The organism is Candidatus Rokuibacteriota bacterium, assembly GCA_016188005.1.
GTDB lineage: Bacteria > Methylomirabilota > Methylomirabilia > Rokubacteriales > CSP1-6 > UBA12499.
Window position 1 is genome coordinate 1 of sequence record JACPIQ010000075.1, and the last position, 14,685, is coordinate 14,685.

The window sequence follows — 14,685 nt, forward strand, 5'->3', positions numbered from 1 at the left end:
CTTCGCCCTCGAGTACCACCGCCCGGCCGCCGGGCACGGGCACTAGGAGGATCGGCCGTGGCCGACCACGCCGCGACGCACGCCGCCCACGACCCCAACATGGGGATCACGGGCATCGACCACCGCAAGATGGGCATGTGGGCCTTCCTCGGCTCGGAGTGCATGTTCTTCGGGTCGCTCATCGGCACCTACCTGTCCTACAAGGGCAAGAGCGTCAGCGGGCCCACCCCGCACGAGATCCTGAACATCCCCCTCACCTCGGTGAGCGCCTTCGTCCTCCTGATGTCCTCGCTCCTCATGGTGCTGGCGCTGGCGGCCGTCCAGCGCAACGACATGCGGTGGGGGAAGGTCTGGCTCTTCACGACGGCGCTCTTCGGCGCAGGCTTCGTCGGCTTCCAGATCTACGAGTTCAACCACTTCGTCCACCTCGGGCTCACGCTCCAGACTCGGGCCGCAGGACGCGCTCAAGGTGGAGATCTGCGGCCTGTACTGGCACTTCGTGGACATCGTGTGGATCGCCATCTTCACCCTGGTGTACCTGATCCCGTAGGAGCCGAGCCCATGGCAGACGCCCACCCCCACACCGCCCTCCACGCCGAGGGGACACACGCGCCCGTGGCCACCTATCTCCGCGTGGCCGTGGTCCTGGCCATCATCACCGCCATCGAGATCGCCGCGCTCTACGTGCCGGGCCTGCCGACGGCCGCGCTGGTGACGGCGCTCATCGTCTTCTCGGTGCTCAAGTTCGGGCTGGTCGTGGCCTTCTTCATGCACCTGCGCTACGACTCCAGGGTCCTGGCGGCGCTCTTCTTCGGGCCGCTGATGATCGCCTGCGCCATCATCCTGGCGCTCATGGCGCTCTTCAGCGCGTTCCTGATCCTGCCGCGCGCGTAGCCATGGCGCATGGAGTGCCCCCGGCCGGGGGGCCGCCGCCGCTCGGGCCCGAGGGTTTCGACTGGACCGTGTGGAGCGCCGACCCCGTCGTCGTCTCGGGCCTGGCGCTGGCCGGGGGCGCCTACCTCGCCGCCACCCTGTGGCGCCGGCGGCTCGACCCGGGCGCCCGCGCCGAGCCGGGCCGGATCCTCGCGTTCGCGTGCGCCGTGATCGTCCTGGCGGGGTCGCTCACGGGCCCGCTCCACGACCTGGCGGACTACTATCTCTTCAGCGCCCACATGGTCCAGCACCTGTTACTGGCCTTCGCCATGCCGCCACTGCTCCTGCACGGCACCCCTCCGTGGATGGTCTGGCCGCTCGCCCGCCACCCTGCCGTGCTCCGGCTCGGGCGCGCGCTGACGCGCCCAAGCGGGGCCTTCGGTGCCTTCAACCTCGTGCTCGTGGCCTGGCACCTCCCACCGCTCTACAATCTGGCCATGGAGGTCCATCCGGTCCACGTGCTCCAGCACCTCATGATCATGGGGGCCTCCGTGCTGCTCTGGTGGCCGATCCTGTCGCCCACGAGCCGGCTGCCCCGCGCTCCGTACCCGGTGCAGCTCCTCTACCTCTTCGTCGTGGGCCTCCCCATGGTCGTGGTGTCCATCTTCATCACGATGGCCGACGGGGTCCTCTACCCCTACTACGCGGCTGCCCCGCGGGTGTGGGCCACCCTGTCCCCGCACGCAGACCAGCACCTGGGCGGCCTCATCATGTGGATCCCTGGAGGTCTCGTGTTCCTCGTGGCCACCTCCGTGGTGTTCTTCCGCTGGCAGGCCGCCGGCGCCGACGACGTGAGCCTGAGGGCCGTGGAGCCGAGGCATGCCCGCTAGACCGCCCCGCGCGCTCGCCTGGGCGGCGGTGGTGGCGCTCTTCCTGCTCATGGCGCTCGGCAACGTCGTCAGCGCCACCGGCTCGGGTCTGGCCTGCCCGGACTGGCCGCTCTGCCACGGCCGCCTGATTCCACCGCTCAGACCTGACGTGCTCGTGGAGTACGGGCACAGGCTGGCGGCGGCGATCACCTCGATCCTGCTCGTCAGCACCATCCTGCTCGCCATGCGCCGGCCGCGGGCCCCGGGCGTGGGGCACACGGGCGGGGCGCTCCTCGTCCTCCTGGGCGTCCAGATCGGTCTCGGCGGAGTGACGGTGCTCCTCCGGCTGCCACATCTCATCAGCACCGCGCATCTGGTCACTGCGCTGCTGATCCTCGCCGGGCTCCTGGTGCTCCAGCAGCCGGCGGAGATCCCGGGCCGTGCCGCGTTCCCGGACAAGGTCAGGCGGCTGGCCGTGGCGGGCCTCGTCGTCCTCCTGGCGCAGCTGGCCCTCGGGGGGTATGTCCGGCACACGGGGGCGGGACTGGCCTGTCCCGACTTCCCGCTCTGCAGCGGCGATCTCCTGCCGCGCGGGTGGCTCGCCGTCGCCCACTGGGTCCACCGCTGGCTGGGAATGACGCTGCTGCCCTTCTTCATCCATCTCGCGCTGGCGGCCCGCCGCACTCCTCTCGCGCGACCGGGGTGGAGCCTGGCGGCGCTCGGGGGGCTGCAGGTGACGCTCGGCATCCTCGCCGTCGTGCTCCAGCTCCCGCCGGCGGTCCGGGCCGCCCATGCCGCCGTGGGCTACGCGCTCTGGGGCACGCTCGTGTGGTTCAGCCTGCGCGCGGGCGCCTGGCGCCTCGCCTTCGCCCCGGCGCGGGCGGGGCGCCAGGCAAGGCTCGAGGCCGCGGGGACGGCCCGTGTCTCCTAGGGCCATCGCCGCGCCGGCGCGGGCGCTCCCGTCGGCGGGGGTGCGGGACCGCGTCGGCGCCTACGCGGAGCTCTCCAAGCTCGGCATCGTGCTGCTCGTCCTCGTCTCGGCCTGCGCCGGCTTCATGCTGGCGGCTCCCCTCGGCGCGGAGTTCCCGTGGCGGCAGGGCGTCCTGGTCCTCCTGGGGGTGCTGCTCCTGTCCTGCGGCGCCTCCGCGCTCAATCAGGTGCAGGAACGCGGGCGCGACGCCCTCATGCGACGGACCGTGAACCGGCCGCTCCCCTCGGGCCGCCTCTCGCTGACCCAGGGAACCTTGTTCGCCGCCCTGGCGCTCGTCACCGGGGCGGTGGTCCTGTGGCTCGGTGTGGGTGGGACGGCCGGCGCCCTGGGGCTCGTCGCGGCCTCGTTCTACAACGGCCTCTACACCCCGTGGCTCAAGCCGACCTCCCCCTTCGCGGCCGTGCCGGGGGCCGTGCCGGGATCGCTCCCGCCCGTGATCGGCTGGGTGGCCGGCGGCGGATCCCTCACCGACGCCGGCGCGCTCATCCTCTTCGGCGTCCTGTTCCTCTGGCAGATGCCCCATTTCTGGGCGCTGGCCCTGCGCTACCGCGCCGACTACGCCGCAGGGGGCTTCCCCATGGTGTCCGAGGCCGTCGGCGTCGAGGGCACGGCCCGGCTCATCCTCCTCTATGCGCTGGGGCTCACGGCGCTGGCGCTTGCCGCGCCGAGCTTCGGGCTGGGCGGATGGGCCTCGCTGGCGGCCGCGGCGCTGCTGGGCTGGCGGCTCATCTGGCTGGCGAGCAAGTTCGCGCAGCGGCCCGAGGAGCAGCGTGGGTGGCTCTCGCTCTTCCTCTTCTCCAACGTCTACCTCCTCCTGTTCTTCGCCGTCCTGGTGGGAGAGCGCCTCGTCCGCCACGCTCTCTCCTGAGCCCGCCGCGGGGGCCGGACGACATCGCCAGGCTAGCCGCCTAACGACTGTCGACTCCCGTGGACCGATATGGGCAGCGCCGGCCGTCTTGTCCGACACCCGCCGTTCTAGGCGACTATATATACCTTATTATCTAGCTATTTGTCGCATTGTAAACATTGTCACCAACTATGTTTACAATAGCCTTCCGATGCGTTTACAATATCGTCATGGCGACTGCGATCAGCGAACTATCCGAAGTACAACGTTTTATCCTAGCGGAGTTACCCAACCACCCACAGGACATCGCAAAGGTGGTTGGGGAGAAGTTCGGCATCACGCGTCAGGCCGTCGGCCGACATCTCCGCCGCCTCGTTGCACTTGGTCTTCTGACCGCAAAGGGGGAGACAAGAAGCCGAGAATACACGTTCGCGCTTCTCGGCAAGAGGTCAGCCTGGCTACCAATCACCGAGCAGTTGGAAGAGGACGCCGTCTGGCGAGAGGAAGTTGCGCCGGTCTTGGCTGGAGTGCCGGGCAACGTGATGGACATCTGTCGATATGGTGTGACGGAGATCGTGAACAACGCGATGGATCATTCCGGCTCGCCAAACGTCAGAGTCAATGTTGAATACACAGCATCAGAGATCAAGATCATGATCCTCGACGAGGGCATAGGGATCTTCCGAAAGATTAAGGAATACTGTGGCCTGGAGGATGAGCGACATGCCATCCTTGAGCTATCGAAAGGCAAATTGACTACTGACCCCAATCGGCACACGGGAGAGGGCATCTTCTTCACGTCGAGGATGTTTGACAGCTTCGGGATTCTCTCCGGCTATCTCTATGTCGGCTGCAGCCGTGGCGGCGGCGACTGGCTACTAGAAGATAGAGAGCACCCGTTCAAAGGGACGTCAGTTCATATGAATATCAGCCCCCTGTCTAATCACACGAATACGGAAGTCTTCGACAAATATGCTACCGATCAGGACGACTACGCTTTCAGTCGCACTCATGTCGTAGTCGCGTTGGCCCAGCAGTTCCACGGGGAGAAGCTGGTTTCTCGTTCACAGGCCAAGCGCGTCATGGCACGGCTTGAGCGGTTCCGCGAGGTCCTACTGGATTTTGCCGGTATGGAAGACGTGGGGCCCGCTTTCGCCGACGAAATCTTCAGAGTCTTTCGGAATGAGCATCCCGAAACCCACATTACCGCGATCAACAGCAATGATGCCGTCGGAAGGATGATTCGGCGCGCTGAGGCGGGGGCGCGGTCGGAAGAATCAACGAGTTAGGTGTTGCCCCCCCGACACCGTGGACCCGCGTGGGCCGCAGGGGAAGTACCAGTTAGGCTAGCGCATAGAAGGAGTGACAAGCGCTGCTCCCTCGGCTCCCACGAATCAAACTGAGACACCACCCGCCGCGGCGGGCTGTTGACAACGACAATTCGCTGCTGCTACGCTCCGCCGCGCGCGAGATCGTACGGTGTCGTGGTCCGCTGTCCTCATCCGCTGCCCCGCCCATCGGCTCCGTCGCCCGCGACGAGTGCCCGCGTTCGAAGCTGTCCGGGAGGAGAGAGGCCGTGAGGATCGAGGAGATCGGCGCGATCGACACAGTCGTGAACATCTGGACGGAGGAGTCCCTGACGTACCGGCCCAGCTGGCGGCATGCGTTCTTTCTCGACAAGATGAAGTCGAACGCGCAGAACGTCGCCGGCGTCTCGCTGGAACGCACGATCGAGCTGATGGACGAGGCCGGGATCCGGCGCGGCTTCCTCGTGTCGACCAAGGCGGGCCGGCGTGGCCACCCCTCGACATACCATCTGCCGTACCGGCTGGTGGCCGACGCCATCCAGAAGTACCCGGAGCGCTTCTCCGGGCTCGCCGGGATCGATCCGTTCGAGGGCATGCAGGGCGTCCGGGAGTTCGCCCGGGCGGTGACCGAATACGGCTTCATCGGCGCGCACCTCTATCCGCAGTGGTTCGAGCTCGCGCCCGATCACGCCAAGTACTATCCCTTCTACGCGAAATGTTGCGAGCTCGACGTGCCGGTGCTGATGCACATCGGTCAGTCGATGGTGTACGCGCCGGACTACCCGTGCCGCAGCGTGGGCCGCCCGATCACGCTGGACTCGGTCGCCTGCGACCTCCCGGAGCTCCGAGTGGTGGCGAGCCACATCGGCATTCCCTGGATCGACGAGATGATCGCGATGGCGTGGAAGCACGCGAACATCTACATCGCCTCGGACGCGCACAGCCCGAAGTACTGGCCGCCAGCCTTCGTGCACTACCTCAACACCTACGGCTCGGACAAGGTGATGTTCGGCACCGACTTCCCGTTGCTGGACTTCAGTCGGACGATGCAGGAGATCAAGGCGCTCGATCTGAGGCCGGAGGTGCTGCCGAAGTTCCTGCGCGACAACGCCGCGCGGGCGTTCAAGCTGGCGATCTGAGGAGCCCGATGCCCCTGTCCGAGGTCTTCCGGCTCCACGCCCGCCTGAGGGGCAGCAAGGTGGCCATCCGGCAGGGGCCCCGCCGCATCAGCTACCGCTCGCTCGACCGGCTCATCAACGGGGTCTGCTTCGTGCTCGAGGGGCTCGGCGTCCGACGCGGCGACCTGGTCGGGGTGGCCCTCCGCGACAGCGCGGAGCATCTCATCGTGCTGCTGGCACTGTCGCGGTACGGCGCCGTCATCGTCCCGATCGACTGGCGGTGGAGCGAGAGCGAGCAGCAGGCCGTCGCGGCCCGTTTCGGCGCCCGGATGGTGCTGATCGACGGCGCGCCTGCAGGCCGGCCCGAGACCTGGCCCGTCATCTCCGCTGCCTGGTTTTCGGAGACCGATCGGGAGTACCTCGACGACCAGCTCGGCGACGACAGCCCGCTGCTCCTGTCGCTGTCGGCAGGAACCACCGGCCACCCCAAGGGGCCGTGCGCGACGCACCGCCAGTTCGAGAACCGGTTCATGGCCTACTGGATCGACCTGACGCTGAATGCGCACGACCGGTTCGTCCTCGCCACCCCCCTCTATCACGGCGGTGGCCGCGGGTTCGCCCTGGCGATGCTGTTCGCCGGGGCGACCGTGTGCGTCTTTCCGGCGCCGTACAGGCCCCACGAGCTGATCCCGCACGTGGCCGAGGTGGACGGCACCGCCACCTTCCTGGTGCCGACGATCCTGCGCCGGCTGCTCGAGAACCGCTTCGACGGCCTCGCCTTCCCCGGCCTCAGGAAGCTGATCTCGAGCGGCTCGGCCCTCTATCAGGAGGAGCGTGTCGCCGTCAGGCAGCGGCTGACGCCGCACCTCTACGAGATCTACTCGTCGACGGAGGGCGGGGCGGCGACGGTCACGGGCCCGGAGGAGATGGACCGCTACCCCGACTCCGTGGGGCGCCCGGCCTTCCGGGTGCAGCTCGAGATCGTGGACGACAGCCACCGTCCCGTCCGGCCCGGCGAAGTCGGCCGGCTGCGATACCGCAGTCCGGCCTCTCCGCAGGGCTACTTCGTGGGCGATTCGTCGGAGGCGTTCAGGGACGGTTGGTTCTATCCCGGCGATCTGGCCGCGATGAATGCGGACGGCTTCGTGTTCCTGAAGGGGCGGGCCAAGGACATGATCATCCGCGGTGGCGTCAACATCTATCCCGCGGACATCGAGCAGGTGCTGCTCGAGGCCGAGGAGGTGACCGATGCCGCCGTGCTCGGCGTGCCGTCGCGCGAGCTGGGCGAGGAGGTCGCAGCGTTCGTCGTCGCCTCCTCACCCGTCGAGGCGGCGCAGCTCGTCTCGCTGTGCCGCGCCCGGCTCGCCGCCTACAAGGTGCCGTCAAGGATCTTCTTCGTGGACAGCCTGCCGAGGAACTCGGCGGGGAAGGTCCTCAAGGCGGAGCTGACACGCCTGGCCGGCGCCGGCTGATCGCCCGAGGCGCCGCCGAGGTCGACCACGGATGCGGGAAGCGGAGTCCCTGATCATGAACTCCGTCGAGCAGTTCTGTCGCCAGAGGCTCGGGGGAGACGAGGTGCGGCGCCGCGACGAGGCGCATCAGCCCCCCTACGACCTCGTCCCCGCCATGGCCGAGCTGGGCCTGATCCGGGCCCCCTTCCCCGAGAGCCAGGGCGGTCTCGGCGTGAGCTGGTCCTTGTTCTGCCGCATCCAGGAGCGGCTCGGCTACCACGCGTACTTCGCCGGATCGATCCTCAATCGCTTCGTCAGCTTCGGAGGCATGCCCATCGCCCTGTTCGGAAGCGAGGCGCAACGGGCCGCCCTCCTGCCCGAGATCCTGGCGGGGAGGGCGCTGATCGCGCTGGCCCTCAGCGAGCCCGAGGCGGGGTCCGACGCGCGGGCCGTGCGGACGCGCGCCCGCCGGGACGGAGCCCGGTGGCGGCTCGCGGGGCGGAAGACCTGGATCAGCGACGCCGGCGGCGCCGCCTACCTGCTCACCCTCTCCCGCACAGCCGAGGGGCCCGGCCGGGACCACGCGCTGACGGCGTTCCTGGTGCCGGCCCGCGCCAGCGGGATCTCGATGACCGAGCTCCCGAAGGTCGGCAACAACTGCATGCCGAGCTGGGACATCGGCCTGGACGACGTGCTCGTCGACGATGCCGCCCGGCTCGGGCCGGTCGGCCAGGGATTCGAGGTGGTGACCGGAACCCTCGGTTTCTCGCGGGCGAGCATGGCAGCCACCGTCACGGGCTGCGCGCAGGCGGCCCTCGACCTGGCGATCGCGCATGCGCAGGAGCGCCGGCAGTTCGGCCGGCCGATCGTGCAATTCCAGGTGCTGCGGCACCGGCTCGTCGACATGCGGATCGAGGTCGAGAAAGCGCGCGTGCTCGTCTACGAGCTGGCGCGGCGGATCGATGCCGCCGAGCAGACCGGCGAGCTCTCCGCGATCGCGAAGATCGTCGCGACCGAGGCCCTGCAGTTCGTCACCGAGCACGGCATGCAGATCCTGGCCAGCGCTGGCTATGCGCGCGAGAGCGCCATGCAGCGGTACTGGCGCGATGCGCGGCTCTACACCTTCGGGGAGGGGACGAATGAGATCCAGCGCGAGATCATCGCCGGCCACATGGGCCTGCGCTGATCGCTGTCCGCACCGTCACGAGCATCCAACGTCATCCGTCACACGTCCGGAGGGACTCATGAAGACGAGAGGCTGGGTTGTCGTCGCCGTCTCGGTGACCCTGGTCCTGCTGGCTCTCGCGGCACCTGACTCCGGCGCGCAGCCGAGACCGCCGGGGTCGATCGTCTTCTCAGGCTACGAGGTCGGCACCAGCACGTACTCGCAGGTCCAGGCGGTGGGCAACGCCATCAACGCCCAGTACGGCACCGCCGTCCGGACGCTGCCCTTCGGGGATGCGGTGGGCCGGCTCCTGGCGACCAAGCTCGGCAAGGCCCAGTTCGCGGTCTCCGCCGTGGACTGGCACCTGGCCTTCGAGGGCTTGTACGATTTCTCGGCGCTCTCGTGGGGACCGCAGGGGCTCGACCTCGTCTGGCAGACGCAGCCCACGGCCCTGGTCACCATGGCGGCCACGAAGAAATCTGGGATCAAGACGCCGTACGACGCCAAGGGCAAGCGGGTCGCGCAGATCGCCGGCTCGCCGGCGCTGAACCTCGCCATCCAGGGGTGGCTGGCCTTCGGCAACCTCACGTTGAACGACGTGAAGGTCGTGACCTTCTCCGGCTATACCCAGAGCATCACCGGTCTCATCAACGGGACCTGCGATGTCGGCTTCGGGTTCGGCACCACCCCTCAGTACAATGACCTCGACGCCTCCCCGCAGGGACTGGTCTGGGTGCAGCTTCCGTTCTCCGACACCGGTGGATGGGAGCGCATGTTGAAGGTCGCTCCTCACCTGCAGAAGTTCACCGCCACCAGCGCGGAGTCGGCAGTCGGCGTGACCGCCGCCAACCCCGTGCAGGGCTCGACGTTCGTCAGCCCGGTCATCGTCGGCTACTCGGGCGCGGTCCCGGACGAGCTGGCCTACTTCTACGTCAAGGCGATCGACGAGCTGTATTCCAGGTACAAGGATTCCTTCCACGTCCTGAAGTACTGGACCCTGAAGGAGTCTCTCGTGCCCCAGGGCTTTGCGCCGTATCACCCCGGCGTCGTCAGGTACCTCAAGGAGAAGGGCATCTGGAATGCCAGCTTCCAGAAATTCCAGGACGGCATGCTGAAGAGGCGCCAGATCCTCCAGGAAGCCTGGGACAGGACCGTCGCCGAAGGAACCCAGAAGGGCCTGCCCAGCGGGCAGATCAAGGAGAGCTGGCTGAAGACCCGCCAGGCCGCGCTGGCGGCGCAGCAGCCGACGCATCCGTCGATGTGGTGGCAGCCCTAGCGCGGGCTCGTGCCCGGGCGAGCTTGACTCCGGCAAAGGTGAGCACCGCGATTCCGAGACCGATGAGATCGAGGTACCACAGGGGATAGAAGAACATCAGCCCTGCGACGAGAAACGCCGTTGCCACGGGCCGGCTCACCGTCCCCACCCCGAGGATATATCGCTCCAGGCTTCCACCGATGAGCGCCACCCCCAGCATGGCCGTGAGGGAGCTCACGAGGATCTTCCACACCGGCCCCTGCATCACGAGGGATGGATCGATCACGAAGAAGAACGGGATGATGTAGAGGATCAGGCCCAGGCGCGTGGCCTTCAGCGCGATCTTCATGGGCGGCGCCTCGGCGATCGGAGCGGCCACGAAGCAGCCGACGGCGGTCGGCGGAGTCAGATCGGACAGGAGCCCCCAGTACAGGATGAACATGTGGGCGGCGATCGGCTCGATGCCGACCCTGACCATGGCGGGCGCGATCGTGATCGCCAGGAAGATGTAGCACGCGGAGGCGGTCAGGCCGGTGCCCAGGATGAAGCTGGTGACGGCGCAGAACACGAGGAGCAACCACATGTTTCCACCCGCCAGTCTGGTCAGCTCGTAGCTCATCGTGCCGCCCAGTCCGGTCACGTAGAACGAGCCGATGATGAACCCGACGACACCGAGGATCAGGGTCAGCTCCGCGAGGTACTTCCCCGTGGAGACGATGAACTGCCCGAGGGTCTTCACGGAGAAGCGGCCGTCGCGCCTGAAGATTCCGTACCCGATCAGGAAGGCGGATGCGTAGAACGGCGCCTCGGCTTGCTGCCGGAAGTTGAAGAGAGCCACCATCAGGACCGCGAGCGACACGAGATACGGCCAGCCGGTCTTGAGCGTCTTCCCCAGCAGGGTCAGTTGACTGCGGTCGAGGCCTCTCAGGCCATGCCGAGCCGCAAAGGCATCGGCTTGAACGAACAGACCCCAGTAGTAGAGAACGGTGGGAATCGTCGCCGCCGCGCAGACCGCGGAATACGGGATCCCGAGCACCATGGCCATGAGGAAGGCCGCAGCCCCCATGATCGGGGGCGACAGCGCCCCTCCGAGCGCTCCGCAGGCCACGAGCGCCCCCGCATAGTCGCCGGGGTATCCGGTCTTCTTCATGGCCGGGATGATCGTCGTGCCGGTGACGATCACGTTCGACGCTGTGCTCCCGGTGAAGATCCCGAAGAGTCCGGTCGCGACGATCGAGACCTTGGCCACTCCTCCTCTCACCGTCCCCATGAGGGCGAGTGCGAACTCGAGGAAGAACTTGCCGGCCCCCGTGTACTCGAGCGCGGCCCCGAACACGATGTAGCCGAAGACCAGCTGACCGATCACCTGCATGGGCACGCCCATGACACTGGCGTTGCTGATGAAGTGATAGGCGGCCAGTCCACCGAAGGAGAATGCCGGCGGGCCCCAGAGCATTCCAGGAAGGAAAGGGGCCAGCAGGGGATACACGGAGAAGAACGCCGCCAGCAGGACCAGCCACGATCCGCCGGCCCGCCTCCCGCCTTCCATCAGGATGATCCACAGGAGGATGGACATGACCACCGCCTGTGGAGGCGGAGCCATGCTCCAGCCCTGAGTGACGACGTCGTAACCGTGCCACGAGAGGTACAGGCCGCATCCGAAGACGGCAAGAAACATCAGCCAGTCGTACCAGGGAACCCTTCGTCTCTCCGCGCCTTCCCTGGCCCGGTAGAAGAGGAACCCGAGCGAGCCATAGATCGCCAGGATGCTGTACAGGTAGGAGGTGTCGATCGGCACGGGCACCAGATTCAGGCGGAAGGTGTAGCTCACGCCAACGAGCAGCCCGGCGGCGCTGAGAACCAGGGCCACGACCTGGAACACCCGCTCGCCGGTCCCGCCGGGCTCCGCGGTCACTGCGCGTCCCGCTGGCTGGCGGAGGACCAAGGGGCTGTCACCGGTCACCCGGCGCGCCCGCGCCCGGCCGTTGGTACCTGGGCAGACGCCGCAGCGGCATGAAGTACCGTGGTCGTGACATCCGGCCCACCGGCACCTCGACCAGGACGGGGCGGTCCATCTCGATCGCCTGGTCGACAAGGTCGCCGGCCTCGAGCGGCTCCCGGGCGCGGAGCCCCACCACGCCGAAGGCATCGGCGAGCTTCATGAAGTCCGGGTTGCGAACGCCGCCACCGGCGCAGCACACGACGCGCACGCCCTCGCGGAGCAGCGACGTCACCAGCGCCTCACCGCCGATCATCCTGGCCATCGGCCCCTCCCTCGGACGCCCCCCGTGCCTCGCGCGGCCGGCGGTCGGTGCCGGACTAGTGCTCGATCCTGAATACGGGCCGGTAGGCCGCGAAGGTCTCCTCGAGAAGCTCGCGTCCCGGGTGGCCGTAGACCCCCAGCTTCCTCGACACCTCGACGCCGATCTTCTTCAGGTCGGCGAGCATCTCGGCGGCCTTCACCAGCACGCTGATCGTATCCAGCACCAGGACATCGTCGAGCGTGGTCAGCCCCGTCCTGTAGGCCGCGGTGGCGAGGAAGGCCGGATTCGGCACGATGACCGAGGCCCCGTCGGCGATGGCCTTCCGCGCGGCCACCGCGAACCGCCCTGTGATCTGCGCGGGGTTCGTGAGAGCCAGCGCCACCTCCTCCTCGGTGGCGGGGAAGAAGTAGTTGCCACGGAGATGCTTGCTCTCCAGCCCGTACCGCACCACCTGCTGCCTGTACTTCTCGCAGAAGTGGGCCGAGATCGAGACGATGGCGAACAGCTCGCCCAGCATCGCAGCGAGGTGATAGCTGGTCTGGCTGATGCCGACCACCGGGATGCCGAGCATCTCCCGTCCTTCCTCCAGCCCCGTATCCGAGGTGCAGCCGATGGCGAAGACGTCGTAGCCTTCCTTCTCGGCCCGGAGCATGTTGTTCAGTACCTGGATCTTGTGGTAGTAGGTGACCGACTTGAAGCGATCGATCTCCCGCATCATCACCGGCAGCCCGGTCACGTAGATCTCAGTGTCCGGTCGCGCTGCCCTCCGGCACTGCTCCTCGAGCGTCTTGCCATATGCCTCGAAGGTCTCCTCGTACCGATACGAGCTTGCACTCTGGTACCAGATCCTCATGTGCGCTCCTTATGGCCGTGGCCGGTTCCCGCGCCGCTCCGTCGCGGAGCCCCCTCAGGCCCGCACGGCACGGGCCCGCTCCTGGTCGCGCAGGACCCGGCGCAGGAGCTTGCCGTTGGCCAGCTTGGGCAGCTCCTCCACGAACGCCACCGCGCGAGGCACCTTGAAGCTGGCGAGGCGGTCCCGGCAGCCGGCGATCACGGCCTCGGCGGTCGTGGACGTGCCGGCCCTGAGGACGACGAAGGCCTTGACGATCTCGCCCTTGACCGGGTCTGGCGCGCCGACCACGGCCGCCTCGTAGACCTCCGGCATCGTGTACAGGATCTCTTCCACCTCGCGCGGGTAGACGTTGTAGCCGGCGGTGATGATCAGATCGTCCTTGCGATCGACCAGGAAGTAGAAGCCGTCGGTGTCCTCGTAGGCGAGGTCGCCGGTGTGGAACCACCCTCCCCGGTAGTCGTGCGCGGTCTTGCTGGGCAGACGCCAGAAGCCGGGCGGGATCGACGGGCCGCGCGCGAGCAGCTCGCCGACCGCGCCAGCCGCGACGGGATGGCCTTCCTCGTCGACGATGGCCATCTCCATCTCGGGAAAGGGCAGACGCTTGCCGAGGGAGCCGTACCGCTGCGGCGCCGTGGGCTCCCAGAGGGGAGAGGTGGTCGAGGCCCAGCCGGTGCAGCCATACCAGTCGACGACGACGACTCCGGTGCGGGCGATGAACTCCCGCTGGACCTCGACGGGGATGGGGGCGCCACCCACCACCGCCAGGCGGAGCGAGGTGAGGTCTCGCCGCTCCAGGTCGACATCGCGGGTGAGGTAGACGTACATGGTCGGCACCCCGGAGAAGACCGTGATGCGCTCGCCCTCGATCCGCCGTGCGACCTCCTCCACGTCCCACCGGGGAAGCAGGCGCAGGGTCGCGCCGGTGGCGCAGGCCACCAGGGTCATCATCAGGCCGAAGGTGTGAAAGATGGGCAGCACCATGAGGTGGCGGTCGTCCTGGCGGAGCTGCCAGACCTGGACGTGCCACTGCATCATGCCGACCCACCAGTTGCGGTGAGTGATCATCACGCCCTTGGCCCGGCCGGTGGTCCCGGAGGTGTAGTGAAGGGCGCAGAGATCGTCCGGGTCGCGCTCGACCAGCACCGGGGCGGCGGGTCGGGGCACCAGGTCGGCGAGGCGATGGCTCCCGAAGGGGACGGTGTCGCCCGCGACGACGAGGTGCTCGAGCTGCGGCGCATCGGGCCAGGCCACGTCCAGGAGCGGCAGGAACTCGGGATCGGCGATGATCACCCGGGAGGCGGCATTGCGCAGCACGTAGGAGATCTCGTCCTGCCTGTACATGGTGTTCAGCGGCGAGGCGGCCGCACCCGCCTTGATCGCCGCCCAGTAGCTCACCAGGAAGGCGATGGAGTTCGGCAGCATGATGCTGACCCGGTCGCCGGGGCGCACACCGAGGGCCTGGAGGGCTGCGGCGAGGTTGTCGGTCTGCCGGTCCAGCTCGCGCCAGGTCAGGCTCTCCTCGCCGAAACAGACAGCCGCCTTCTCCGGCAGGCGCCGGGCGTTGTCCACCAGATAGTGAGCCAGGTTCATGGCAAGTCGCTCCTCACGTCGGCCAGCGGAGAGGTTGAGCCACGGGACGCGCCCCCTCTCTCCGGATGAGTGGGGCGGTGCTCCCCGGGGGGAGTCTAGAGC

13 protein-coding genes and 1 pseudogene are annotated in these 14,685 nt (G+C 67.8%); 10 read left to right on the forward strand and 4 right to left on the reverse strand.

All coding sequences use genetic code 11. From position 1 onward, the window contains the following. Positions 1–99 precede the first annotated feature (99 nt). The 10 genes and pseudogenes from HYV93_14550 (at position 100) to HYV93_14595 (ending at position 9,897) form a co-directional block, all read left to right on the forward strand. Positions 100–550: pseudogene (locus tag HYV93_14550) on the forward strand (cytochrome oxidase subunit III). An 11-nt stretch (positions 551–561) separates the two neighbouring features. Next, positions 562–894 carry a cytochrome C oxidase subunit IV family protein gene (locus HYV93_14555; GenBank protein MBI2527190.1) on the forward strand — a complete coding sequence of 111 codons (333 nt, stop codon included), beginning with the start codon at positions 562–564 and terminating at the stop codon, positions 892–894. A gap of 2 nt (positions 895–896) precedes the next feature. Continuing rightward, positions 897–1,763 carry a cytochrome c oxidase assembly protein gene (locus HYV93_14560; protein MBI2527191.1) on the forward strand — a complete coding sequence of 289 codons (867 nt, stop codon included), beginning with the start codon at positions 897–899 and terminating at the stop codon, positions 1,761–1,763. Next, positions 1,753–2,673, forward strand: coding sequence for a COX15/CtaA family protein (locus HYV93_14565; GenBank protein MBI2527192.1), 921 nt, complete (start codon positions 1,753–1,755; stop codon positions 2,671–2,673). Before HYV93_14560 ends, HYV93_14565 begins: the two co-directional genes overlap by 11 nt. Beyond that, entirely contained in the window at positions 2,663–3,601 is a 939-nt protein-coding gene (gene cyoE, locus HYV93_14570) for a protoheme IX farnesyltransferase (protein MBI2527193.1), read from the forward strand. The genes HYV93_14565 and cyoE overlap by 11 nt, the downstream gene beginning before the upstream one ends. Positions 3,602–3,810: 209 nt before the next feature. Continuing rightward, entirely contained in the window at positions 3,811–4,869 is a 1,059-nt protein-coding gene (locus HYV93_14575) for a DUF4325 domain-containing protein (GenBank protein ID MBI2527194.1), read from the forward strand. A 287-nt stretch (positions 4,870–5,156) separates the two neighbouring features. Further along, positions 5,157–6,026 (forward strand): amidohydrolase, encoded by an 870-nt coding sequence (locus tag HYV93_14580; GenBank protein MBI2527195.1) that lies wholly within the window; start codon positions 5,157–5,159, stop codon positions 6,024–6,026. Positions 6,027–6,034: 8 nt separating this feature from the next. Further along, entirely contained in the window at positions 6,035–7,477 is a 1,443-nt protein-coding gene (locus HYV93_14585) for an AMP-binding protein (protein ID MBI2527196.1), read from the forward strand. Between the two features lie 55 nt (positions 7,478–7,532). After that, positions 7,533–8,642, forward strand: a complete 1,110-nt coding sequence (locus HYV93_14590) for an acyl-CoA/acyl-ACP dehydrogenase (protein MBI2527197.1) — start codon at positions 7,533–7,535, stop codon at positions 8,640–8,642. A gap of 58 nt (positions 8,643–8,700) precedes the next feature. After that, entirely contained in the window at positions 8,701–9,897 is a 1,197-nt protein-coding gene (locus HYV93_14595) for a TAXI family TRAP transporter solute-binding subunit (GenBank protein MBI2527198.1), read from the forward strand. On the opposite strand, the gene HYV93_14600 is transcribed toward HYV93_14595, so the two are convergent. The 4 genes from HYV93_14600 to HYV93_14615 are packed head-to-tail and all read right to left on the reverse strand — an operon-like array spanning position 9,815 to position 14,583. After that, positions 9,815–11,791 (reverse strand): TRAP transporter fused permease subunit, encoded by a 1,977-nt coding sequence (locus HYV93_14600; protein ID MBI2527199.1) that lies wholly within the window; start codon positions 11,789–11,791, stop codon positions 9,815–9,817. The genes HYV93_14595 and HYV93_14600 overlap by 83 nt on opposite strands. 37 nt (positions 11,792–11,828) lie before the next feature. Further along, on the reverse strand, positions 11,829–12,140 hold the full coding sequence (locus HYV93_14605; protein ID MBI2527200.1) for a hypothetical protein: 312 nt from the start codon (positions 12,138–12,140) through the stop codon (positions 11,829–11,831). A gap of 55 nt (positions 12,141–12,195) precedes the next feature. Continuing rightward, complete coding sequence (locus tag HYV93_14610; protein MBI2527201.1) at positions 12,196–12,993, reverse strand: hypothetical protein; 798 nt, start codon at positions 12,991–12,993, stop codon at positions 12,196–12,198. Between the two features lie 54 nt (positions 12,994–13,047). Then, positions 13,048–14,583: an AMP-binding protein gene (locus HYV93_14615; GenBank protein ID MBI2527202.1), complete on the reverse strand. Its 1,536-nt coding sequence runs from the start codon at positions 14,581–14,583 to the stop codon at positions 13,048–13,050. Between the last annotated feature and the right edge of the window lie 102 nt (positions 14,584–14,685).